The sequence below is a fragment of the Rhodococcus koreensis genome, from assembly GCF_900105905.1.
Taxonomy (GTDB): Bacteria; Actinomycetota; Actinomycetes; order Mycobacteriales; family Mycobacteriaceae; genus Rhodococcus_F; species Rhodococcus_F koreensis.
Genome location: NZ_FNSV01000005.1, coordinates 7,569,625 through 7,593,790, shown reverse-complemented (window position 1 = coordinate 7,593,790; position 24,166 = coordinate 7,569,625). Strand labels below are relative to the sequence as shown.

Genomic DNA, 24,166 nt, shown 5'->3' with positions numbered 1-24,166 from the left:
AGAGGAGTCCGATGTCCATCACCGCCGACGTCCATCGGCTTCTTCGCCTGCGCCAGGACCACGCCGCGTGGACGCTGCTGCGGGCCGACACGGCGCCGGCGATTCTGGCGCTGCTGGGCCGGCACTTCGATCGCGGGACCCGACGCCTCCCGGCTCCGGAACTGTTCGCCCGCTTGGACTCCGACCTTCAGACGATGCGCGACGAGGGCCTCGACTTCCCGCGCACCGGTCAGGCGTACTGCACCGAGTGGGTGCGGTCCGGTTATCTGCTCCGCCGAGCGGCGGCCGGTACCCGTGAAGAGACTCTGGAACCGACCGAGGGCGCGTTCGCCGCGATGGCGTTCGTCGCGAATTTCACCAGTCGGCGAGTTCGGCCACCGAATCCCGCCTGACCACGCTCTCCACCCAGTTGCAGGCTCTGGCCCGGGATTCCGATCCGCGCACGGAAACTCGCCTCACCGCGCTGCTGACCGAACGGGCGGCGATCGATCAGCAGATCGCGGCGGTGGAGTCGGGGGTGTTCCCGGTCCTCGACGGCGATCGTGCCGTCGAGCGTTCCGCGGAGATTCTCGCGCTGGCCTCGGAGGTCCCTGCGGACTTCGCCCGGGTCCGCGCCGAACTCGAGGAACTCAACCGTGATCTGCGGGCGCGCATCCTCGACGACGACGGTGACCGCGGCGACACTTTGGGAGATGTGTTCCGCGGCGTCGACCTGATCGGGGACTCCGATGCCGGCCGCAGCTTCACCGCGTTCTACGACATGATTCTCGATCCGGCCCGGTCGTCGCAGATCGACGAGTGGATCGACGCGGTGCTGCAGCGGCCGTTCGCCGCGATGCTGACCACCGATCAGAGATTACGGTTCCGGACGTTGCTGACGGAGATGGAAACGGCAGGCTCCGAGGTGCATTCGACGATGACCTCACTGTCCCGGTCGTTGCGTCATTTCGTCCAGTCACGTCACTACCAGGAACACCGCCGGCTGCAGCGGTTGCTGCGCACCGCGCAGCAGAGTGCCGTCGCCGTGGCCAGACGTCGTAGGCCCTACGACCTGCTCGACCTCGACCTGGTGCGCGTGGGTATGACCATCGAATCGGTCGCAGCTCTTCGCCTGCACAATCCCGCCGACAACCTCGTCACCGAACCGGTGCTCACCCACGACGCCGGCACCGTCGATCTCGACGAACTCCGAAGGCTCGTCCGAGAATCCGAGATCGATATGGACGAATTGTCCGACAACGTCGCGGCCACTCTGCGGGCGCACGGTCGCGCCACGATCGGTGATGTCCTGCGCGACTACCCCGCCACTCAGGGGCTCGCGAGCGCGGTGGGATTGATGGTCCTTGCCACCCACCACGGGCACGCGATCGACGGCACCGAGGACATTCAGTGGGTGTCGGGAGCCGGCGTCGCACGCCGGGCGACGATTCGACGTCGCCTGTTCGATCCGGCCGCCGACGAGTTCACCACCCGGCAGGCATTCGAACCCACGGGGAGCCCGACATGACCGACGAGCCGACGACCCCCGGCCAGTACCCCGGAGACACCGGCGAACTGGATGTGGAGACGCGGCGCGCCTTCGTGCAGCTGCTCAAGGGCCCGCTCGTCACCGCGGCCAAGCATCCCGAGGTGTGGCGCGCGGTGATCCGGGACGAGCGCCTCCTCCGGTCCCGGCTCGCCGACGTGTTTCTCGTTCTCGTCATCGACGACGAGAACGAGCTGGCGTTCACCCGCCCCGCCGAAACCGGCGACGCCAGCACTCCCACGGTGCTGCGCACCGAGCGTCTGACCTTCATGGACACGGTCATGCTGCTCGCGTTGCGCCAACGACTGCTGCGCGCGCAACCGGGTGAACGGGTGATCGTCGATCTCGACGAACTGCGCGAACAGCTCGAGATGTATCGCGCGGCGAGCGACACCGACCCCGCCGGCTACGCGAAGCGCATCAACGCGTCGTGGAAGAAACTCGACAAGTATTCGCTGCTCACGAAGACCTCGACCGACGATCGGATGGAGGTCTCCCCGGTGTTGCGGCAGCTGTTCGACGCCGAACAGGTCGCTCTCGTCGAGGCGGAGTTCCGGCGGATTCTGGAGGAGGGCACACCGTGATCCATCCCGGTCAACGCCGACTCGCGCGCGTGCAGGTCGTCAACTGGGGGACGTTGCACGGCCACCACGATCTCGCGGTGGCCCGCAAGGGTTTCCTGATCACCGGCAATTCCGGCTCCGGCAAGTCCACGCTCATCGATGCCATCTCGGCGGTGCTGGTCCCGGGCAATCAGCTGCGGTTCAACGCGGCCGCGCAGGAGGCCACGAACTCGGGACGCAACTTCGTCACGTACATCCGGGGTGCGTGGCGGCGGGAGGCGGGCGCGGACACGGAGGGGCTGGTCGCCTCGTACCTGCGGACCGGTGCGACGTGGAGCGGCATCGCCCTGACCTACCGCGCGGGCACCGACGATCCGCCGATCACCCTCGTCAAGCTCATGCAACTCGGGCGGGGGCAGAACGCGGCGGGCGATGTCAGCCACCTCCATCTCATTCTCGATCACGAACTGGACCTGACGGATTTCAGCGCGTTCATGGCCCGCGGTATCGACACGAGGGGAATCCGTAAGCGGTGGCCGGAGGCGGCCGTCAACCCGACTTACGCGCCGTTCGCCCGCAGTTTCCGCTCCCGCCTGGGCATCTCGACGGAAGGCGCGCAGCGACTGCTGCACCGCACGTTGTCCGCGAAAAGCCTCGGCAGCCTCGACCAGTTGTTCCGCGACTACATGCTCGACACCCCGAGCACGTTCGCAATGGCCGAGCGCGCGGTCAACCAGTTCCACGATCTGCAGGAGGCCCACCGCGTCGTCGTCGACGCACGGCTTCAGGTCGAGATGCTCACACCGCTCGTCGACCTGGCCGACACGCGGCGCCGCGGCCTCGAGTCGTTGCAGGACACGGAGGAGGAGAACGCGCATCTCGGGGCGGTTCACGCCGAGATGACGCTGTCGCTGCTGTGCGGTGATCGCACCGAACGCCGCGCCCTGACTCCCCTGCTGGAGTCGGGCGCGGACGAGGCCACGGCAGCGGCCGAACGCGCCCGCCAGGAAACCCTCGATCTGACCGTGAAACTCGAGGGCATCGGGGGCGGCCGGCTGGCCACCCTCCACGCGCAGCAAGACGCAGAACTGAAGACGTTGGCCCGGGTGCGTGCCAGGCGGGATCGGATCGCCGAGGCGGTGTCGGCCTGGGAGGGAACCGTTCCCGGGACCGCCGAAGAGTTCGCGCGGTTGCGCGGGCAACTCGAGGATCAGTTGCGCCAGGCGTCCACCACCCACGAGGAGCGGTTCGGTGACCGCTATCCCCTCGCCGAACGGCGCGGCACCGCGCAGAAGGAGCGCGCGGAGCTCATCACCGATCGGGAGATCATCGCCCGCCGACGCTCCAATATCGATCCGGGACTGCTGCGCGCCCGGGAGTCGATCTGTTCCGCCGCGGGCGTCCCCGATGACGCCGTGCCGTTCGCGGGCGAGTTGATCGCGGTCCGGGACGAGCACTCCGAGTGGACCGGCCCCATCGAGCGGGTCCTCGGCGGCCTCGGGCGCACCCTTCTCGTCCCGGAGGAGGTATATCCGGCGGTCGCGGCGGCCGTCGACGCCACCCACCTCGGCGCGCGGCTCGTGTATCGCCGGGTGCGGGTCGGCGCCACGCCGACGACGGTGCCGAAGACCGGGGCGCTGTCGCTGGTGCGCCGAGTAGAGGTCTCGGACGGTCCGCTCGCCCCGTGGATCCACCACCATCTCGCGGACCGCTACGACTACGCATGTGTCGACACCGCGGCCGGCTTCGCGGATCACGCCCGCGCCGTGACACGTGCCGGGCAGGTCAAACACTCCACGGAGCGGCACGAGAAGGATGACCGCAGCCGCATCGACGACCGGCGGCGGTGGGTTCTCGGATTCGACAACGAAACCAAACTCGAGGACATTCGCCGTCGAATCGCGGATCTCGACGTCACGATCGCGGGTGTCACGAGCCGACTCGACGCGCTGGACCGTGAGGATCAGCGGATCGCCCGGCAGAATCGCGCAGCACAGACCATCCTCGATGCGCAGTGGGCGGATGTCGACGTCAGCGCGGCGCAGGCTGCCGTCGACGCGGTGGACGGCCGCCTCGACTCCTGGCGGCAGGACAACCCGGAGCATTCCGCGGTGTCGGCTGACCTCGAGCTCGCGAAGAAGGCGGAGAACGAGGCCGACGCGGCCCGGTGTCAGGCGGACACAGCGTTGACGGTGCACCGGACGGCGCTCACGGACCTCGAGGCGAGGATCGCGCAGGCCGAACTCGACGCGAGCGAGACTGCTCCCGATGCGGTGGCTGCCCGGTTGACTTCCTCTCGGCCGTGAACGACCGAGATTCCCCCTCGAGACTCGCGTCCCGAGGTTCCTGTTTCACCGACAGTCGCCGCCCCACACGTTATGTGCGAGGCGGTCTCACACCATCTCCGCAGGCTGCCACCGCCAGTCCGACGGCCAAAATATTCCTCGCCGCATTCACATCCCGATCATGGACGACGCCGCACCGGCACGCCCACACCCGCACATCCAGCGGCATCGCCGACGCGATCACCCCGCACACCGAGCAGGTCTTCGACGACGGACAGAACCGATCGACCGCCACCACCCGCCGCCCGTACCAGTCGGCCTTGTATTCGAGCATCGACCGGAACTCGGACCAACTCGCATCCGAGATCGCCCGCGACAACGACCGATTCTTGACCATATTCCGCACACTCAGATCCTCGATGGCGATCACTTGATTTTCGCGCACCAGCCGAGTGGAAAGTTTGTGCAGATAATCGCGACGCCGATCAGCGATCCGACCATGAATCTTCGCGACCTTCAATCGGGCCTTGGCCCGATTACGCGATCCCTTCTCCTTCTTGGCCAGTGCCCGCTGCGCCTTCACCAACCGCGCACGGTCCGCGCGCTCGTGGCGCGGGTTGGTGATCTTCTCCCCCGTCGAGAGCGTGTACAGGCTCGTGATCCCGGCATCGAGCCCGACCACCCGATCCGTCGACGGGGGCTCGGTGATCGTGTCTTCGACGAGGATCGAGATGTGGTACTGACCGCGGGCATTGCGCGACACCGTCACCTGCGACGGCACCGCCCCCTCCGGCAGCGGCCTCGACCACCGAATATCCAAGGGTTCGGCCTGCTTGGCCAACCGGACCTGCCCACCCCGGTAGGTGAAGCAGTTCGAGAAGTAGGTCGCCGAATCCTTCGACTGCCCCTTCTTCTTGCATTGCGGGTATCCGGTCTGCTTGCGCCAAAACCTGTCGAACGCGCCCTGCAACTGCCGCAGCGATTCCTGCAACGGCCCCTTCGACGGCTCCGCCAACCACTCCGTCTCCGCCTCCCGCTTCCATCCGGTGAGCATCTTCGAGGTGTCGCTGTACGTCACCCGACGCTGCTCCTGCGACCACGCCCGCGTCCGCTCCGCCAACGCCCGGTTATAGACATAACGGGTGCACCCGAACGTCCGAGCAAGCTGTTCCGCCTGCACCGCAGTCGGATAGAAACGAAACTTGAACGCCCGCCTCACCACCCTCCCCGCCATGCCCCAGACACTAGCCACACAGTCCGACAAACCAGATCGGCTATCCCGGACCTAAAGGACCGGGTTTGCGCCGAAAGACTCACGGATCAAGGCGCGGTTCCAGAAGTTCGCGCGCCGGGTCACATCGGACAATATCGACAGGGCTCTGTTCGAGGTCGGACAGGGCATCGGCAAGGACAGGGGTGAGGCGCAGAACGCGGTGTCTGCCGCCGGCGCGTCGATCGTCCGGATCCTGTCGCAGTACCTGGCGCGGTGGGAGTCCCGCGGCGGTGAGTTGAGGGTCGACGCCGAATACGTCGACGACGCCCTGGCGATTCTCCAACGGCTGCGCTCCGACGGTCTCCCCCGGTACGAAGATCGGTTCTTCCAGCTGCTGCACGACCAGTCACACCGCAACATCGGCGAACTCGCTCGCACGATCCGCAAGGCGCCGGCGGAGATCCGATCCCGGATCGACCCGGTGAACGACTCGTTGCGCCGCTCCGCGTTCGACACCGACCGGTGGTTGCGCATCGACGTCCGCGAGCGACGCTCGCCGGCGGCGGCCGACCTGCTGGACGACCTGACCCGGATCACGAGCGGTGGTTGGGACGTCGAGCAGCGCCCCGCGGCCGAGGAGCGATTCGAGCGGATGGCGGCGGTGCTGGAGCGGCTGGCCTCGAAAGAACCCGCGGATCAGCGCTGGCAGCGGCAGGTCCTGGACACTCGCCTGCACGTGGGATTCATCGGCGTCGAGATCGATGGCGCCGGAGAGGCTCGCAACTACCACGATTCGAGCTCCGGACTGTCCGGCGGTCAGGCACAGAAACTCGTGTTCTTCTGTCTGGCAGCGGCATTGCGGTATCAGCTCGCACCCGACGGTGCAGACCTTCCCCGTTACGGCACTGTCATCCTGGACGAGGCGTTCGACCGCGCCGACTCCGCGTACACACGCCGGGCGTTGGACGTGTTCGCGCAGTTCGGTTTCCACATGGTGCTGGCGACGCCGCTGAAGTTGCTCGGCACCCTCGAGGAGTACATCGGCGGTGCGGTGACCGTGAGTATCCGCGACCGCATGCACACCGAACTCAGCCTCATCGAGTTCGACGACGTGGGCAGTGCATGAGCACACGATGCGTTCTGCCGCCCGTAGCCGCCGCGAAGGCACTGGCCGCCTACAACAGTCGCCGACGACGCTGGCTGGCCGACTCCGTTTTCGCCGATCAGGATTCGCTGACCGTGGCGCTGCATCCGCCGTCCGAGCAGCAGATTGCCGAGGACCCCGACACGGTCGTCGCGTGGGTACGCGGCTGGCGCGGCTACGCCGGCGACGGCCGGGTGGAGTGGGCGACGCGGCGGTGGCCGAGCTTCGGCACCCAGGAGGTGCCGGTGCGGCTGACGCTGGCGGGGGCCGGCCGGATCGCGTCCGCGGGTGGCCGCGCAACCGAATGGCGCGCCCTGGTGATGCGCCGTGACACACTCGTCGACCGTCTCGGTCCCGGCACCCCGGAGTTGTCGGCCGCGGTTGCCGCGACCGCGGCGAAATGGCTCGAACTGGACGACGACGACTTCGGCAGGCTGACCACCATCGCGCGGTGGTTGAGCGACCACCCGAACTCCGGGTATCTCATTCGTCAGCTTCCCGTTCCGGGGGTCGACACGAAATGGCTCGCGCGTCACCGCGGCGTGGTGGAGACGCTACTCGACGGTGTTCGCGGCAGCCGGGACCTCGGCATCCGAAGCCTTCCCCACCTGCGCGACCTCGCATTGTGCGATCCCGGTCTGCTGGCCGGCAGTCCGCGACGCTTCGCCACCTCCCTGGAGGAACTCACCACGTTGCCGCTGAACCCGGCGCGCACGCTGATTCTCGAGAACAAGGAGGGCCTGTACGCGCTCCCGCCACTGGCCGACACCGTGGCGGTGCACGGCAGCGGCTACACGGTCCACGAACTGGCCGAAGTCCCGTGGGTGGTCGGCTCGGAAGTCTGGTACTGGGGCGACCTTGACAGTCACGGGTTCGCCATCCTCGACCGCCTGCGCCGGCACCTTCCGCACGTGCGGAGTCTGCTGATGGATCAGGCCACCCTGGATCGGTGGCGGGGACTCGCGGTCCGGGAGCAGTCACCGACGTTCACCGAAGTGTCCCACCTGACCGGGTCCGAAGCCGCCGTCCTGGGGTCTTTGCGCGAGGGTGATCTCCGACTGGAGCAGGAGCGAATCCCCTGGCCGTACGTGCTCGAGCAACTGAACGCCGCCTTCGGTCCGGACCTGTAGTCGCCGTCCTCCGGCTGCGACGCCCGTCCGGGCAGCAAGTAATGTCCGATCCATGCCTCGTTACACGCTCCCCCTGCGGAACAACGCCACGCCGGACGCGCCGGCGTCCGTGAGCCGCCATGTGCCGTTCTACTGCGTGCACGAGGCGGCCGCCGTGGCGTGGAAGCGGGCGCTCGTCGAGGCATGCGGCGACCTGCTCGACCCGGTCACGCAGACCGCCGTCGTGAACGTCGTCAGCAACTTCGGACGCGAACTGTTCACCGGCGCCGCGGACGTCGACGTCACCCTCGACCGGATCGGCACCACCTCGCTGACCTTCCTGATCACCCTCCACCAGGACGGCGTGCAGGCCGCGGAGCTGACCGTCGTACTCGTGCACCTCGATTCGAGCCGCGTGAACTCGGCGCCGTGGTCGCCGGAACAGATCGCGGCGTTCGAGACCTTGCGCGATGCTCGAGCTGTCGCCTGACCTCGACCATCGAAGTTTCAACCACGCCTGATCTGGGCATTTGATGTTTATGAGTATCGAAGACGGGCCCGGTGACACGCTGAGCCCCAGCGAGAGCCTGGACTCCGACGACGTGCGCAACAACGACGGCGACGACGTCGTCGATCCGCCCGACGGCTGGAGTGAGGCCGACCGGTTCGGTACCACCTTGCGTGAGGAGCGCGAGGGTGAGTCGCTCGACGAGAAGCTGTCCGAGGAGGAGCCCGATACCCCGCTGGAGCAGCAGCAGGAGGTGTCGTTGCGGGATCTGCCCGACGACGAGCTGACCGAGGACGTCGACCGGGTCATCGACGACGAGGAGATCGACATTCCGGTGTTCGGCACCAAGCACGCCGCCGTCGTCGAGGGTGTCATCGTGGAGGACTCGCGCACCGACCGCGGTCAGATCGACGGGTCCGCCGAGGACGGCGACTCGTTCTTCACGGTCCTCGACTGACCGTCGCCCCGCAACCTGGGCCTACACTGGCACTGTTCGCACTCGCGACCGTCACCGGAAGGCCCGACATTACTCATTCTTCTGCTCCGCACGACGTGTACCTGGTTCCTCCGGAGCAGGAGACCGCCGACGCTGTCGCGCATGCCTCCGCCGCTGCGTCGTCGCGGTTGCGGGACCGTCCCGACGTGGTGCGGTTCAAGGGCCGGTTCGCGCTGCCGATCACGCATACGACGCCGCACGAGGCGATGGTCGAGGACCTGTTGTTCGTCCGCGATGTCCTCGACGCGGCCGGCATCGAGTACCTGCTGGTGCGGGGCAACGACGAACGCCCGGTGATCGCGATCAACTGGGCGCAGCGCAAGGCGTTGCGTGCGGCGCTCGTCGCCGCGTGCGAGGACCGTCCTTTCTACTCCAAGACCGTCGACGCCAAGGGCCCCGCGGTCCTCGTCTCCGACGGCAGCCTGTCCGCGACGTCGAAGGCCCGCATCTTCCGGTTGTTCCGGCCGCGCGTGCACCTGGCCAGCGGTCTGGCGTACGGGGCGTCGACGGGCGTGCAGATCGAACTGTGGTCGATCAGCGACGACGAGATCGTGCTGCCGATGGAGAATTCACTGACCCGCCGTGTGGTGCGGTCGGAGGAGGCGGTCCGCGGCACCGTGGAGCGGTTCGGCCGGGTGTGGCCGACCATCGAGAACATGTTCGCCGACCACGCGTCGGACATCAATTTCGACGTCGACCTGGTGTTCTCCTGGGTGGACGGCTCGTCGGCGGAGTTCCAGGCGCAGCGCGCGAAGCGGATGCAGAACTACGTGGTCGGTGAGGGTGACGACTCCGCCGCCCGGTTCCGGCAGATCGACGAACTCAAGTACGCGCTGCGTTCGGTGCACATGTATGCGCCGTGGGTCCGCCGCATCTTCGTGGCCACCGACTCCGACCGTCCGGCGTGGCTGGCCGACGACCCGCGGGTCACGTTCATGCCGAGCGAGGAGTTCTTCGCCGACCCGTCGGTGCTGCCCACCCACAACTCGCAGGCCGTGGAATGCCAGCTGCACCACATCCCCGGGCTCGCTGAGCATTTCCTGTATTCGAACGACGACATGTTCTTCGGCCGCTCGGTGGGCCCGCAGATGTTCTTCTCCCCCGGCGGGATCACCATGTTCATCGAGGCGACCACCCGAATCGGGCTGGGCCACAACGACGACGAGCGCAGCGGCTTCGAGAACGCGGCGCGCGTCAACCGCCGGCTGCTGCAGGACCGGTTCGGGCTGATGACCACCCGGCACCTCGAGCACGCCGCCACCCCGCTCCGCAAGAGCGTCATGGAGGAGATGGAGAAGGAGTTCCCCGACGAGTTCGCCGCCACGGCCGCAAGCACTTTCCGGGCCAGCACCAACATTTCGGTGACGAACTCGCTGTATCACTACTACGCGCTGATGAGCGGCCGCGCGGTGGTGCAGACGGCGGCGCGGGTGAAGTACGTCGACACCACCATGAAGTCGGGGCTCCGCGACATGGATTCGCTGCTCGCGAAGCGGTCGATGGACTTCTTCTGCCTCAACGACGGCAGCGCACCCGAGATCGACCTGGAGCTGCGGACCCGGAAGGTGACACAGTTCCTGGAGAACTACTTCCCGATCCCGGCGCCGTGGGAGACCGGGATCTGATCAGACGCTGGGGAACGCGTCGGCCGGGCGCTCACCCTCGTCGTAGACCGTTGCGGGAGAACCGATGAGGAGCGAGTCGGGTTTGCCGACGACGCGTGCGTCCTTGCCGGTGTAATCGAAGCGGTGCAGGATCCAGCGGATCGCCTCGAGCCGGGCCCGTTTCTTGTCGTTCGATTTCACGACGGTCCACGGCGCGTGCGGGGTGTCGGTGTAGAACAGCATGGCCTCTTTCGCCTCGGTGTAGGCGTCCCACTTGTCGAGGCTCGCGAGGTCGGTGGGTGAGAGTTTCCACTGCTTGACGGGGTCGGTGCTGCGGGAGACGAACCGGGCGTGCTGCTCTTCCCTGCCCACCGAGAACCAGAACTTCACGATGTGGATGCCCGACTGCACCAGCATCCGCTCGAACTCCGGCGCTGACCGGGTGAACTCGAGGTACTCGTTGGGGGTGCAGTAGCCCATGACGCGTTCGACGCCGGCCCGGTTGTACCAGGAGCGGTCCATCATCACGATCTCCCCGCCCGCGGGCAGGTGCTGCACGTACCGCTGGAAGTACCACTGGGTGCGTTCGCGTTCGGTGGGCTTCTCCAGCGCCACCACCCGCGCGCCACGAGGGTTGAGGTGTTCGGTGAAGCGCTTGATCGCGCCACCCTTGCCTGCGGCGTCGCGACCCTCGAAGATGATGACGACCTTCTCGCCGTTCTCCTTCACCCAGGCCTGGAACTTGAGCAGTTCGATCTGCAGTTTCCGCTTGCGGTTCTCGTACTGCCGCCGCGTCATCTTCGTGTCGTACGGGTAGCCGTGCCGCCAGGGCTCGTCCTCGTCGGCCGCGTGTTTGCGGCCGGACTTGCGCAGCAGCTCCCCGATTTCGTCTATCTCCGGGGTCACGTCGATCTGGTCGGCGCGTGCGAGTTCGAAGGCTGTGGGATCGCGCAACTCGTCCATCTGCAAAGGCTACCGCTCTGCGCCGTCGCCCGGCAGGCCCATGAGATCGTAAACGGCATGAGCATCGACCACATCGTTTCCGCGCTCGACTCGAAAGTTGCGGCTGAGCTTCGGACCGCCCTCGACGGATCGCCGGTCGTCACCCTCGACGGAATGGTGCTGCCCGACTCCGCGGGGGACGCCGTCCTCGAACTGCTCACTCTCCTCGCCGACGGTCAGAGCGTGGCGCTCGGTGCGGTGGCCGACCTGCTCACCACGTCACAGGCCGCGGAGATCCTCGGCGTCTCCGACACCTATGTCCGCCGGCTCGCCGACTCCGGCGCGCTGCCCATCGAGATGCGCGGCACCCACCGCCGCTTCCGGCTCTCCGACGTCATGGCCTACCGGGAACAGTTCCCGCGCAGAAGCTGATCACACCCGGACGGGCTTGACGGCCTGCTCACCGGTGTCGGGGATCCGCACGCCCTCGGCCGCGAGCCGCTGCCCGGTCTCCTCGGCGGTGACGTATTCGCCGACGGTGTCGTAGCTGCCCATCGGGACCACCGAATGCACGATCGTCTCCGGGTACACGTGCACCAGGTTGTAGCCCTGGGCGCCGTCGCGTCCGCGCAACGCCCCGGCCGGGACGTTGAGGTCCTGGGTGTAGCAGGTAGCCGACGCGACGGAGACCGGGATGCCCGCGAACGTCGCCGTCGTCGAGTAGTGCAGGTGTCCCGCGAGGATCGACCGGACGTCGCTGCCGCGGAGCACGTCGGCGAGGCGCGGTTGGTCGCGCAGTTCCACCAGCACCGCCAGGTCGAGGACGCACGGCACCGGCGGATGGTGCAGCGCCAGGATGGTCCCGTGCGGCGCCGGGACCGCGAGCTGCTGTGCCAGCCAGATCAATTGGCTCTCGGAGATCTCCCCGTGGTGGCGGCCGGGGACGGTCGTGTCGAGGGTGATGATGCGCAGCCCGTCGACGTCGTGGACGTGATCGATCGGCTCGTACGACGGTTCCTGCCCGAGCAGTTCGGTCCGGAAGTGGCCGCGGTCGTCGTGGTTGCCCATCGCCCAGATCACCTGCGCACCGAGCGACCCGGCCACCGGTTCGACGATCGCCCGCAGCTTCTCGTAGGCGCCCGGCTGGCCGCGGTCGGTGAGGTCGCCGGTGAACACCAGGGCGTCCGGGCGGGCGTGCGACGCCTCGATCTCGGCGAAGATCTGCCGCAGCGTGGCCTCGCTGTCGACGGCCCCGTACAGCAGGTCGTCGTCGACCAGATGGGTGTCGCTGAGGTGCAGCACGAAGTGCGACGGTCGCGGATACTCGGCCGTCCGTATGTCGGCTGCCTCGGTGCCGCTCATCGGTCTCTCGCTTCCGCTCGCCCCGACGGGCAGGTGCCCGGGTGGACTCCTGCTGGTTGTCCAACCCTAGCCAAGCGCACTGCGGTCACCGCCCGGGGTACGCGCGGTGGCCGGACGGTGAACGGTGGGGCACGTCAGTTTCGTGCGTGGTGCGGGGTGCGCGTCTCCGGGCCGGCGGGCGGGATCATCGCGGCCAGGTTGGCCTGGGCCTCGAACCGGGCGCGCTCGTCGCCGTCGTCCGTCGCTGCCGCGTCCTTGGCCGCCGCGAGGAACGGGCGGACCAGGTCGAGGGGCATCGGGAAGACGACGGTGGAGTTGTTCTCACCGCCCATGGCGCTGAGGGTCTGCAGGTAACGCAGCTGCAGGGTGGTGGGGTTGCGGCTGATGACGTCGGCGGCCTCGGCGAGTTTCGCGGAGGCTTGGAACTCGGCTTCGGCGTTGATGATCTTGGCGCGACGCTCGCGTTCGGCCTCGGCCTGCCGGGCGATGGCCCGTTGCATGTTGGCGGGGATCTCGACGTCCTTGATCTCGACGGTGGTGACCTTCACACCCCACGGTTCCGTTTGCTGATCGATGACCTTCTGCAGGTCCTCGTTGAGGCGTTCCCGCTCGCCCAGCAGGGCATCGAGGTCGGCCTTGCCGAGGATCGAGCGCAGTGTGGTCTGGGCGATCTGCAGGGTGGCGGCCAGGAAGTCCTCGACCTCGACGATCGCCCGGTCGGCGTCGACCACCCGGAAGTAGGCGACGGCGGTGACCTTGGCCGGCACGTTGTCGTGGGTGATCACTTCCTGAACGGGGATCTTCAGAGTGACGGTTCGCAGGCTGACCCGTTCCATCCGGTCGATCGCCGGGATCAGTAGCACCAGCCCCGGGCCCTTCAGGTCGACCAGCCGGCCGAGCCGGAACACGACGGCCCGCTCGTACTCGCGCAGCACCCGGATCGAGCTGCTTGCCACGACGGCGAGGAGGGTGATGACGACGCACAGGATGACGATGATGGTGGTCATATCTCCAGCTCCCAGGGTTCGCGGCGGCGCACGGTGAGGGTGAGTCCGCGGATCTGCTCGACGACGACGGAATCGCCCGCGGTCGGTGTCTCGTCGTCCCCGAACAAGGTTTGCGCCCGCCACAGGCTGCCGGCGGCCTCGACCTGACCCTGCCGTCCTTTCCAGTTGCGGACGGTGGCGTCGGATCCGATGAGGGATTGCATCCCGGTGCGCACGGGCGCGTGCCCGGCGGCGAGCGCCTTCCGGCCGCCCACCACGGCGAGACCCACTCCGACCACCGCGACACCGGCAGCCGCCGGGATGGCGATCATCTGCGCGGTGTCGCTGGACGTGAACAGCAGCCACACCCCGGCTCCGACGAACAGTGCCCCGAGCCCGCCGAGGACACCCGCGGTCGGTGCGTGTGCCTCGACGACGATCAACAGCACACCCAGCACCAGCGCCAGCACGCCCAACGCGGTCATCTCGCATCACCCACGATCACGCTTCGCGAGGACCCGGTCGCACTCGCATAGCCACTCGGCGATCGAGCCCTCAGTTCAACGGTAAGCGCAGGTCGACGGCAATGCCACCGGCAATTTCCGGCGGGGTACCGTTCAACGAATGACGAACCTAGATCACGGAGATCCCGGTGATGCCCCGACCGTGCCGCCGCCGTTGGAGGAGGTCGCCAACCCAGCCCGCCCGTCCGCCGCCGAGGAGGCCCGGACGGTCGCGGCCACGACCAATGTGGGCACCCTCGCCAGCCTGACCAGGGACGGCGACCCGTGGGCGTCATTCGTCACCTACGGTCTGCTCGACGGCTCCCCCGTCCTGTGCGTGTCGCAGATGGCCGAGCACGGCCGCAACCTCGCGCACGATCCCCGCGCCAGCATCGCGATCGTCGCGCCGAACCCGCCCTCCGATCCGCTGGCCAGCACCCGCATCACCCTCGCCGGGTACGTCTACCGCCCGGAAGGCGACGAGCTCGCCGCCGCCCGGGAGGCACACCTGGCGGCCATCCCGGCGGCGCACGTCTACATCGACTTCAGCGACTTCTCACTCTGGGTAATGCGCGTCCAGCGCATCCGGTGGGTCGGCGGCTACGGGCGAATGGACTCGGCGAGCGAAGAGTCCTACGCCGCGGCGACAGCAGACCCCGTCACCCCGCATGCCGGCCCGGCGATCGAGCACCTCAACGCCGACCACGCCGACGCCCTCCGCGCGATGGCCCAGGCGCTCGGCGGCTTCCCCGACGCGAAGACGGTCACCTGCGAAGGCGCCGACCGCTACGGACTTGACCTGCGCGTCACCACACCCCGCGGCGTCGCCGTCACCCGCGTCGGGTACGCAGAGCCTCTCGACTCCGTCGACCAGTTACGCGCGGCGACAGTTGCTTTGACAGAGCAGGCCCGGGCACTGACCGGGCGTTGAGCGCGTGACCCGGGGGTGACTCCCTCCCGACCGACCTGCCCGGCTGAGAGCGGCGAGCTTCGTGCTCGCCGCTCTCGCGCATTACCCGACTGGGCGACCATGTATGCCTCGAGGCAACCGCCGGTCGTGCAGCCGCTCGCCTCGGCATCCGCCCGTCTTCGCCGCTACCTCAAGGGGAGTCCGTTCTTGTCCTTCGGCTCGCCTGCGAGGAGGACGATGCCGTCGATGACGGGCCAGATCCACGCGACGAAGAGCCACATGCCGAGGGAGACGACGGTGAGCACGATGTTCACGATCAGCATCGCGAATCCGAGGCCGGTGTGGCCGGCGTAGAACCGTCCCGCGCCGAAGTACCCGAAGAAGATGCTCAGCAGACCGGCGGCGAGCTTCGTCTTGTGCGAGTACGGCAATCCCGTCACCGGGTGGTACCCGTAGGCCGCAGGCTGTTGCAGTCCCGATCCCTGGCCGAAGTTCTGGGCGGGATGCGCGAAGGGCTGCTGCCCGTACGGCTGCACTCCAGACGGCTGTTGCGGTTGTTCACCGTAGGGAGGCTGGGGCTGGGTCATCGGCGGTGTCCTTCGGAGATGTAAGAGAAGCATGAAACTTGACGACGTACTGAGTCGACCACGCCGATCCGCGCCGCAGCATTACTACTGCGGCGCTTCGTAATCCACTCAACGCTCACTAGATAACACGGACCCAAGCTCGTCCGGTATCGGTCGCGTGACCGTATCTGCCATACACAGGCACGCATTCGGATTGATCGCTCCTCGCGGGCGGTATGTGCAGGCAATCGTCATCGCGAAACACGGTGCCAGCGCGTCCTCTTTGCGGCTTACCGGAGTTGCATCGGGCAACCGACAGAACACGTCCGCCGTTGGCTCTACTGTGTTCGCATGAGCGACACGGATGCGGCAGCGGCCTGGGCAGACAAGCGTGGGTTTCTTCCCGAGGTTCCCTTCGGCGAAGTGCGGTCGACGGCATTGCCGGCGAACGGTCCCCGTCAGAGCGGCTATTACCTCCTCCGCTTCGACAACGACACGTATTACGTCGGCGAATCCGTCGACCTGCGATCACGCATGGGAGGTCATGCGGCCAAGTGGGGGTCGGAGATCACCTCGGTACGCCTCCTCCCGGAGACGGCATCCAAGCAGGAGCTCAAGAAGTACGAGCGATTCCTCACGCACGAACTCGAGAGCAACAATATCCGGCTGCGCAACGTTCTCAACGCCAGCACCACAGCGGGACGCGATGCACTCGACGAGTTGCTGTCCGACGAGGAACAGGCCCGCTGGATTCTGAACCCAGCTGAGTACAACGGCGCGGATCAGACGCCGTTGAAGGCGATCCCCCAGCAGGAGGATCGTTACTCGACAACTGCCCAGCGCTACACGGAAGCACCGCATTCGACGGCGGTCACCGAGGTGTTGCGATCCTATCTGGAGTCGTGCGTGCCAGCGCCTCGCGCAACCGAATTCCAGTATTGGGGTGTCAGCGCCGGAACGTATGCGGGCACCCACTCGCCGCGGCGGTTCTGCGTCAATGTCGGAAAGATGGAAACGTTCGTCGTGCACGAGGACAAGCGGTTTCCCGGCGAACTGTTCGGGTTCGTAAATGTTCGGGAAAGCGTGTTGTTCCCGAACACGAGAGCCAAGTGGGGACTGCGACGGCGTCATCCCAAGGTAGGCATCAGGACGGTCCAGTATGACGATGCCGGTAGCGACCTGGTTCGATTGGACATCCGCGGCCTCACGGAACTGACACGGCTCCTTGAGGATCCACAGGTCACTGCCGCCGCGGCGAGGTTGGTGTTGGACGTCATGCGCAAGCACTTTTGCGTTTACACCAGGTACCACTGCCCGCAGGTCGTACAACTCGTCTATCCCGAGTACCCCCGCCCTGCCACTCCCGCAGCGTCCGACACGCCTTCTGTCCACACATTGCCCGAAAGGCCACACGAACTGTCCACGAATGACGAGGCGGAGATCGCCCAGGAGAGCGCGTCGCACACGGAGGACGACGACATTGCTCTGCTCGATGACGACGAGTGCTACTGGATCGTGGGATGCGGCAGCAAGCGGTCGGGCCGCAACCAAGTGAAGGACTTCCTGGCGTCCGGCGAGTGGCGGATGGATCCCGATCCTCGGTACGAGCCCAAGGTCGTCGACATGCGAGTGGGCGAACGCATCATCGTGCGAACGCGGAAGAACGTGACTGACGATGTGCCGTTCGATCGCCGCGATAATTCGGTGTCCGTGATGGACTTCTCTCTGCGCGGTGTCATCGCCGGCAACCCAGGCGACGGCTGCTCGGTAACCGTGGAGTGGGAGGACACCGCTCCCCTGCCGCAGCGGTACTACTTGTACACCAGCCAGGACACGGTGTGGCCGGTCGCCCGCAACCTTCGACCCGAGTGGGACGACCTCATCGCATTCGCGTTCGACGATCAAGACCAAGACATCGACTACTTCCGCAACCTGCCGTTCTGGGCGCCGCGTTTCGGGGACAGATGACACGCTCGCGGCCCTTGTGGGAACAGGTGATGCGGTACAAAATCGCATACTCCCCGGGCGAATGCCGCGAGACCGACGGATGGATGCAGGTCGGGGCGACACACATCGAACAGCACGGGGAACAGCGGCTCGTGTGCGAGCTGTACCAGGGCGTCCTCGTCGTCGAAGGTGGCCGCGTCCAGACGATGCTGTCATTCGGCGACGAGGTCGAACCGCTACCGGATGACATGCATGAGGCATTCACCATTCCCGGGGCACACGCTCAGATTGCTGCCGACCGATTCGGCGACCTGGTCGATTTCGTTGCGCTCAGCCGCTACTTCGACGGGCCGCGCAGGATCCGAAACATGCCGCCTCCTGGTGCCCGGGCGCGGCCGGCCTGGACCGCGTGCGTTGTCGCCGGACGGCCCCTGCTCGAGGTGAGGGCCACACACTTCACGACCGCACCCGGGTCGCGGACTCTGGTCTGCGAGCTCTACCCGGGAATTCTGGTCCTCGAAAAGGACGGGGTCTGTTCCGTGCTTACCTACGGAAGTTCGGTCGAGTTGCTTCCGCCACGCAGTACGAGCGAATGGCAATGTCCGGTGGCCAGGCTGTTTCCGCCGCCATCGAGTTCGGCAGGCAGATGTCGAGTCAACCAGGGGCGTGGCCGCCACCGCGGTGGGCCCGCGGGCGGACCTGAGAAGCTGGTGACCCGTCGCCGACTCCGCAGTTCTTACGCGGTGTAACCGCGGCAACCCACGAGAGATGACCGGGCGAGCTTCTCGCTCGCCGTAATACCCGACCGGGTGACCACGTAGTGGACCACGTGGTCACCCGCCTGTGTGCAGAACGCGAACAGACCATTGTGATTCAGGTCATACCGCGATCGCGTCCCCGCCGAAATGTGCGGTGGACGACGAGCCGAGTTGCATACCAGGAAGGTCATTTCCATGACGCAAACCGTTGATCGATCAGTGTCCGCCCTCGCCGAGCCTGTCGACTACCTCGCCCGGGCGAAGGCCGTCGCTCGCGTCGTCGAGCAGGAGGCGGATGCGATCGAGCGTGACGCGACGATCACCCGGCCGGTATACGAGGCCCTCGCCGAGGCGGAGCTGTTCTGGACCCTCGTCCCGACCGAGTTCGGCGGCGGCGGGCTGGGCATCGTGCAGGCACTCGAAGTGATCGAAGAGATCTCGCGGGCCGACGCGTCGACGGGCTGGGCGCTGATGGCCAACTCCTTCAGCACCGGCATCGCCGCCGGGTTCATGAACGACGAGGGCGCCCGCGAGATGTTTGGCGGTCCGGACCGCGGCATCACCGCAGGCATGATCATGCCCACCGGCAAGGCCGTCCGCGTCGAGGGCGGCTACCGCGTCACCGGCCGCTACCAATTCGCGAGCGGATCCGCGCACGCCACATGGATCGGCGCGGGATTCGTCGTCCACGACGACAACGGGAACCCCATCGTGGACGAGGCCGGTACCCCCGACTGCCGCGTCGGCTTCCTCCCGCGGGCCGACGTCGAATTCCTCGGAAACTGGAACGTGATGGGACTGGTCGGCACCGGCAGCTACGACTACGCCGTCCACGACCGCTTCATTCCCGACAAGTTCACGATGGAGACGTTCTCGACCACCCCCGTTCGCTCCGAGCCCGTGTACCGCCTGGGACTGCTCGGCATCGGCGTCGGCGGGCACGCCCCCGTGGCACTCGGACTGGCGAAGCGGGCGCTCGAGGAGATCGTCCGGATCGTCGCCAACAAGGCACGTCCCGGCTACGCCACGGTGGTCGGCGAGTCGGAACTGTTCCGCCGCGAGTTCAGCAAGTACGAAGCTCTCTACCAGGCGACTCGCCTGTACGTGTACGCCGCCCACGAGGACGCCGAGGCCAGTGCGCGCGCCGGTGTGGAGATCACCGAGGAGCAGCGCGCCCGGTTGCGTCAGGTCATCACCTGGTCGCAGGAAGTCGCCGGTGAGATCGTCGGCTTCGCGCACCGCTGGGCGGGCAGCCAGTCGATCCGTAACCCCAGCGCGCTCGGCCGGTGCGTGCGCGACGCCGCCGTCGCGACGCAGCACATGCTGGTCGATCAGATCACCCTCGTCGACGCCGCCACACCGATCATGCGCGCATACGCCGTCTGAAGACCCCAGTTCATTTACAACGGAAGGACCCCTGATGGGACAGCTTGAAGGCAAGGTCGCGCTGGTAACGGGAGCTGCACGCGGGCAGGGACGCTCGCATGCGATCCGGCTCGCGGAGGAGGGCGCCGACGTCATCATCGTCGACCTCTGCGCCAAGCCGGCTACGACGAAGTACCGCGGAGCGACGGAGGACGAGCTTCAGGAAACGGCCCGGCACATCGAGAAGTTCGGGCAACGTGCCCACGTCGCGGTCGCCGACGTGCGGTCGCTGAGTCAGCTCCAGGACGTGGTCGCGGAGGGTGTCGCGAAGCTCGGACGACTCGACACCGTGGTCGCGAACGCCGGCATCTTCTCGTCCGCACCGCTGCACGAGCTCTCCGAAGAGCAGTGGGACGAAATGGTCGACATCAACCTGTCGGGTGTGTGGAAGACCATGCGGGCGACCGTTCCCCACCTGATCGAGCAGGGTGAGGGCGGGTCGATCGTCCTGATCAGCTCCACCGGCGGTTTACAGGGTTTCCCGAACTTCGCCCATTACGTCGCCGCGAAGCACGGGGTCACCGGACTCGCCCGGACCGCCGCCAATGAGCTGGGCGCCCATCGGATTCGGTGCAACTCCATCCATCCCACGTCGGTGCTGACGGACATGATCGACAACGAGGACATGTACCGCCTGTTCCGTCCCGACCTGGAGACGCCCACGCACGAGGATTTCCGTGAGGCGTGCGAGACGGCGATGAACGTGCTGCCGATTCCGTGGATCGAGCCGGTGGATGTCAGCAACGCCGTGGTGTGGCTGGCGTCGGATGCGGCACGCTACGTCACCGGCATCGCGATGCCCGTCGACGCGGGTGCCCTCAACAAGGTCTGACCAGCACATCCCTGCGAGTGCGGGGCACGCGGAACTAGCTCGGCGTGCCCCGCTCCGCGTGCGCGAACGCGGCGGCGATCTCGTGACGCCTGCTCATGCCCAGCTTTTCCAGGATGTGTTCGACGTGCCCTTCCACCGTGCGCGGCGACAGAACCAGCTTGGCAGCGATCTCCTTGTTGGTCATGCCGGCGGCGACGTGCGTCGCCACCTCCTGCTCCCTCGGGGAGAGAACGTCTTCCGGGCGCGTGCCACCAGCGGGAGCCGTATCACCGGACGGTACCGACTCCCCCAGGACGAATCCGGTGATCTCGGAGACCGACATCGCGGCCCCGCTGGTGTGGCACTTCTCGAACTGATCGTCTCCCAGGGCCTTTCGCGCCTGCTTCTCGAAGCGTGTGCGTTGCTCGACCCAGTGGCTCGAGCCATACAGCTGCATGCCGAACGACTCCCACATCGAGGAGGCGGCGCCGAGGAGCACGGCCGACCGTTCCGCCGAACCCGCCTCGGCTTCGGCCCATCCCAGAAGGTCGGTGACCAGGGTGGTTCCGACGACGTCGTCGAAGTCGCGCCGCAGGCGCAGACTTTCGGAGCCGAGCCGGAGTGCGTCCTCGAATTCCTCGTTCATCAATGCCACCAGTCCGAGCCCGTAGACGGCGTAGGAACGCAGCCACGACTCCCCGACCGCGATGGCACGCTCGTTCACCGTCTCGAAGAGTTCGGTGGCACGAGCCGTCTCGTCGGTGAAGCAGTAGAGCATCCCGAGGTGGACGCGCAGCGTGTGGGCGAGATCCTCACGATCCGGGATCTCTTCGTACATCTCCAGCGCAGCCGTGAGCCGACGTTCCGCCTCGTCGAAATCGCCGGCGAAGAAGGCCTTCAGCCCCATGACGTCCGCTGTGAACGCGCCGGTGATGGCGTCATCCGCGGTCAGGTTGACGGCGGAGGCCTCGGTCAGCGCCGAGTCGGCGGACTCGCGGTCACCCTGCAGGGTCTGGACGAGGCCCAGATTGACGAGCATCCGCCCCCTGGTGGCCGTCGGCGCCATCTCCCGTTCGAGGATGCGGTTCAGCCACATCCGGTGTTCGCGCACCGAGAACCCGCACGACCAGAGGAACCAGGCGCGCGAGACCATGTCCGCGGCCATCCGCACTTCGTCGTCGTCGGACGAATCCAGCAGTGCCGCGTGCAGCGCCGACCGGATGTTGGCATGGTTGCGGCGCAGCTTCTCGCTTCCGGCGCGTTGATCGGCACTGAACCAGTTGTCGGCCGTCGTGGTCACCAGCCGCGTACACCAGCGCAGGTGCCGCAGTGTCAGGGTGTCCATCTCCGAGGCGGTCAGCTTACTGTTCCCGTATTCGCGGATCGACTCGAGCATCCGGAACCGCACGTGCGTGCCGCCCTCTTCGCGGTGCAGGATCGATTTGCCGACCAGAGCCGAGATGCCGTCGAGCACGGTGTCCGCCGGGACGTCGTCGTCGCTGCACACCTCTTCGGCCATGCCGAGGTCGAATCCGCCCGCGAACACCGAGGCTCGCGACCAGAGGAGTTGTTGTTCGCGAGTGCAGAGTTCGTAGCTCCAATCCATCGTCGCCTGGAGGCTCCGATGCCGCTGCGGCCCGGTGCGGTTGCCGGTGGTGAGGAGATTGAGCCGGTGATCGAGCCGATCCGCCAGTTCGTACACCGACAGCACCGGTAGTCGCGCGCAGGCCAATTCGATGGCGAGAGGAAGGCCGTCGAGGCGGTCGCAGACGCGCATCACGGCGTCGCGGTTGTCCTCGGTCAGCTCGAATTTCGACAGCACGGCGGCGGCCCGGTTCACGAACAGCTCCACCGCGCTTCCCGTCCCGCGGGCCGGCGAGGGCGATTCCGTTCCGTTGACCGTGGGCAGCGGGGCGAGCGGGAACACGAATTCGTCCGGTACCGAGAGTATCTCGCGGCTGGTGGTGATGATGCGCAGTTCTGTCGTGGAGCGCAGCAGCACCGACACCAGTTGCGCGCATTCGTCGAGGAGGTGCTCGCAGTTGTCGAGGATCAGGAGCATCCGCCGCGTCCGGAGATACTCGATGATGGTGTTCTCCGTCGGGCTGGCATGCATGTCGCGGTTGGCGAGGGCGAGCCCGTCCACGACGGTCTGGGTCAGGAGGTCGGGGCTGCGCAGCGCGGCGAGTTCGATCACGCGCACACCGTCCGGAAACGCGCGGCGGTACTCGCCGGCGGCATGGATCGCGAAGCGGGTCTTGCCCATTCCGCCCGGGCCGGTGATGGTCACGAGCCGGTGGTCACCGAGCAGTTTCCGCAGTTCGAGCAGTTCGGTGCGACGGCCCACGAAACTCGATCCGTACACCGGGACCGACGGAGCCGCGGGCACCGTGTCGGCCGGGCCGTCGTGGGGTTCGCCGGTCGACCGTTCCTCACGGATGCTCGTGACCCGGCGCGCCAGCGTGGTCCTCGACTTGGTCCATTGGATCCGGCGCGCGATCTCCGCGATCGCGATGCCGGGGTCGTCGGCGATCAGCTCCCGGATGGCCGAATCGACGGGGTCGGCGACGGAGCCGCGTCGGCTTCGGTGGTCGGTGGGAGGTTCGTCGAGAGTCAGCGCGCGGCGCACCGTGTTGCGCGACATTCCGAGCTGCACCGCGATGTGCTTGATGGGAGATCCTTGCCGGTGGAGTCGGCGAATCTCATCCCACTCGTCAGCGTTCACAAGGTCCCTTCTGGACTCGTAACCGGTCGGTCAACCTCCCGGTAATTGAGATCTGGATCACCTTGGTCGCTGGTTGCGCCTCCTGTCAACTTTCGGGGGTCAAGATGTGTCACCGCGACCGTGCACCCTACGCACTCGCACCCGGACTCGGGCCGAGAAAGTGGCATTTACCTGCACCGATTCTGGGCACCGGGTTCGGATTGGTGTGACCGTAGCGAACCACGTAGCTGGACGGTTCCGCCGGGCTCCGCGCACGGGCAGGGTGATGCACACCACAGAAACGACACGTGGTGCCGACATATCCGAAGCGACGATGGAGTCCGCATGACCAACACCAATGCCGAAGCCCTGAAGGCAGCCTTCGCCGCCGCAGACGAGGGGAACCCGGTTCCCCTCGTGGAGCTGTACTCGGACGAGATGACGTGGGCCGGTTTCACGCTCGAGGGAACCCTCCGCCTATACACCAAGGCCGAGTTCCTCGAGGCCTTCGGCGTCCTGGCCAAGCTCGACGAATCCCGCAACGAGGTCGTCTCCGTCGACGTCGTCGGTGACGACCTGGTGACCGCCAACGTCCGGGCGTACCGCCGCCTCGGGGAACTCGAACTCGACACCACGATCGTGATGACGCACCGCTTCGAGGACGGCAAGGTCACCCGCGGCACCGACATGTGCTCGGCGACGTTCGAGGAGTTCTGGGCCAAGACAGGGTTGTCGGTGTAGCTCTGCGTTCCAGCCGCCGCGGCAGCGCGGCGGCTGGCAGCTCTCCCCCAACACCATTCACTTC

Annotated in this window: 19 protein-coding genes and 2 pseudogenes; 14 read left to right on the top strand and 7 right to left on the bottom strand. The window is 66.9% G+C overall.

Annotation, left to right across the window (positions count from 1 at the left end; all coding sequences use genetic code 11):
• The first annotated feature begins 11 nt into the window (after positions 1-11).
• The 3 genes and pseudogenes from BLV94_RS39060 to BLV94_RS39050 all read left to right on the top strand — a co-directional run bounded on the left by BLV94_RS39060 (position 12) and on the right by BLV94_RS39050 (position 4,394).
• Positions 12-1,507 (top strand): annotated as a pseudogene (locus BLV94_RS39060) (DUF3375 domain-containing protein).
• The gene (locus BLV94_RS39055; RefSeq protein WP_072945834.1) at positions 1,504-2,109 is read left to right on the top strand and encodes a DUF4194 domain-containing protein; all 606 of its coding nucleotides are present in this window, start codon (positions 1,504-1,506) and stop codon (positions 2,107-2,109) included. Before BLV94_RS39060 ends, BLV94_RS39055 begins: the two are co-directional and overlap by 4 nt.
• Positions 2,106-4,394 carry an ATP-binding protein gene (locus BLV94_RS39050; RefSeq protein WP_244163761.1) on the top strand — a complete coding sequence of 763 codons (2,289 nt, stop codon included), beginning with the start codon at positions 2,106-2,108 and terminating at the stop codon, positions 4,392-4,394. Before BLV94_RS39055 ends, BLV94_RS39050 begins: the two co-directional genes overlap by 4 nt.
• 70 nt (positions 4,395-4,464) lie before the next feature.
• On the opposite strand, the gene BLV94_RS39045 is transcribed toward BLV94_RS39050, so the two are convergent.
• The gene (locus BLV94_RS39045; protein ID WP_072944263.1) at positions 4,465-5,607 is read right to left on the bottom strand and encodes an RNA-guided endonuclease InsQ/TnpB family protein; all 1,143 of its coding nucleotides are present in this window, start codon (positions 5,605-5,607) and stop codon (positions 4,465-4,467) included.
• A gap of 79 nt (positions 5,608-5,686) precedes the next feature.
• Between BLV94_RS39045 and BLV94_RS39040 the strand changes: the two are divergent.
• From BLV94_RS39040 to BLV94_RS39020, 5 genes and pseudogenes are all read left to right on the top strand, one after another.
• A pseudogene (locus BLV94_RS39040) lies at positions 5,687-6,712 on the top strand (SbcC/MukB-like Walker B domain-containing protein); the annotation flags it as partial.
• Positions 6,709-7,860: a DUF3322 domain-containing protein gene (locus BLV94_RS39035; RefSeq protein WP_072944261.1), complete on the top strand. Its 1,152-nt coding sequence runs from the start codon at positions 6,709-6,711 to the stop codon at positions 7,858-7,860. The pseudogene BLV94_RS39040 and the gene BLV94_RS39035, both read left to right, overlap by 4 nt.
• A 52-nt stretch (positions 7,861-7,912) precedes the next feature.
• Positions 7,913-8,329 carry an acyl-CoA thioesterase gene (locus tag BLV94_RS39030; RefSeq protein WP_072944259.1) on the top strand — a complete coding sequence of 139 codons (417 nt, stop codon included), beginning with the start codon at positions 7,913-7,915 and terminating at the stop codon, positions 8,327-8,329.
• A 43-nt stretch (positions 8,330-8,372) separates the two neighbouring features.
• Positions 8,373-8,804, top strand: a complete 432-nt coding sequence (locus BLV94_RS39025) for a hypothetical protein (protein ID WP_083395811.1) — start codon at positions 8,373-8,375, stop codon at positions 8,802-8,804.
• A gap of 167 nt (positions 8,805-8,971) precedes the next feature.
• Positions 8,972-10,468 (top strand): stealth family protein, encoded by a 1,497-nt coding sequence (locus BLV94_RS39020; protein ID WP_371851561.1) that lies wholly within the window; start codon positions 8,972-8,974, stop codon positions 10,466-10,468.
• Here the strand turns inward: BLV94_RS39020 and ppk2 are convergent, their stop codons facing one another.
• Positions 10,469-11,410: a polyphosphate kinase 2 gene (ppk2, locus tag BLV94_RS39015; protein ID WP_072944257.1), complete on the bottom strand. Its 942-nt coding sequence runs from the start codon at positions 11,408-11,410 to the stop codon at positions 10,469-10,471.
• Positions 11,411-11,467: 57 nt separating this feature from the next.
• On the opposite strand from ppk2, the gene BLV94_RS39010 reads away from it, so the two are divergent.
• Positions 11,468-11,821: a helix-turn-helix domain-containing protein gene (locus BLV94_RS39010; RefSeq protein ID WP_072944255.1), complete on the top strand. Its 354-nt coding sequence runs from the start codon at positions 11,468-11,470 to the stop codon at positions 11,819-11,821.
• On the opposite strand, the gene BLV94_RS39005 is transcribed toward BLV94_RS39010, so the two are convergent.
• The 3 genes from BLV94_RS39005 to BLV94_RS38995 form a co-directional block, all read right to left on the bottom strand.
• Positions 11,822-12,751, bottom strand: a complete 930-nt coding sequence (locus BLV94_RS39005) for a phosphodiesterase (protein ID WP_072944254.1) — start codon at positions 12,749-12,751, stop codon at positions 11,822-11,824.
• A gap of 134 nt (positions 12,752-12,885) precedes the next feature.
• Entirely contained in the window at positions 12,886-13,758 is an 873-nt protein-coding gene (locus BLV94_RS39000) for a slipin family protein (RefSeq protein ID WP_072944252.1), read from the bottom strand.
• Positions 13,755-14,222: an NfeD family protein gene (locus BLV94_RS38995; RefSeq protein WP_072944251.1), complete on the bottom strand. Its 468-nt coding sequence runs from the start codon at positions 14,220-14,222 to the stop codon at positions 13,755-13,757. Before BLV94_RS38995 ends, BLV94_RS39000 begins: the two co-directional genes overlap by 4 nt.
• A gap of 139 nt (positions 14,223-14,361) precedes the next feature.
• On the opposite strand from BLV94_RS38995, the gene BLV94_RS38990 reads away from it, so the two are divergent.
• Positions 14,362-15,171, top strand: a complete 810-nt coding sequence (locus BLV94_RS38990) for a HugZ family pyridoxamine 5'-phosphate oxidase (protein ID WP_072944249.1) — start codon at positions 14,362-14,364, stop codon at positions 15,169-15,171.
• 164 nt (positions 15,172-15,335) lie between these two features.
• Here the strand turns inward: BLV94_RS38990 and BLV94_RS38985 are convergent, their stop codons facing one another.
• Positions 15,336-15,737, bottom strand: coding sequence for a TM2 domain-containing protein (locus tag BLV94_RS38985; RefSeq protein ID WP_072944248.1), 402 nt, complete (start codon positions 15,735-15,737; stop codon positions 15,336-15,338).
• 330 nt (positions 15,738-16,067) lie between these two features.
• Between BLV94_RS38985 and BLV94_RS38980 the strand changes: the two genes are divergently transcribed.
• The 3 genes from BLV94_RS38980 to BLV94_RS38965 all read left to right on the top strand — a co-directional run bounded on the left by BLV94_RS38980 (position 16,068) and on the right by BLV94_RS38965 (position 20,678).
• Positions 16,068-17,684: a GIY-YIG nuclease family protein gene (locus BLV94_RS38980; protein ID WP_072944246.1), complete on the top strand. Its 1,617-nt coding sequence runs from the start codon at positions 16,068-16,070 to the stop codon at positions 17,682-17,684.
• Positions 17,685-18,616: 932 nt separating this feature from the next.
• The gene (locus tag BLV94_RS38970) at positions 18,617-19,807 is read left to right on the top strand and encodes an acyl-CoA dehydrogenase family protein (protein WP_072944244.1); all 1,191 of its coding nucleotides are present in this window, start codon (positions 18,617-18,619) and stop codon (positions 19,805-19,807) included.
• Between the two features lie 34 nt (positions 19,808-19,841).
• Positions 19,842-20,678 (top strand): mycofactocin-coupled SDR family oxidoreductase, encoded by an 837-nt coding sequence (locus BLV94_RS38965; RefSeq protein ID WP_072944242.1) that lies wholly within the window; start codon positions 19,842-19,844, stop codon positions 20,676-20,678.
• 34 nt (positions 20,679-20,712) lie between these two features.
• Here the strand turns inward: BLV94_RS38965 and BLV94_RS38960 are convergent, their stop codons facing one another.
• Positions 20,713-23,382, bottom strand: coding sequence for a LuxR C-terminal-related transcriptional regulator (locus tag BLV94_RS38960; protein ID WP_072944241.1), 2,670 nt, complete (start codon positions 23,380-23,382; stop codon positions 20,713-20,715).
• Positions 23,383-23,706: 324 nt separating this feature from the next.
• Here BLV94_RS38960 and BLV94_RS38955 point away from each other — a divergent pair, with 324 nt between their 5' ends.
• Complete coding sequence (locus tag BLV94_RS38955) at positions 23,707-24,102, top strand: nuclear transport factor 2 family protein (protein WP_072944239.1); 396 nt, start codon at positions 23,707-23,709, stop codon at positions 24,100-24,102.
• The last annotated feature ends 64 nt before the right edge of the window (positions 24,103-24,166 follow it).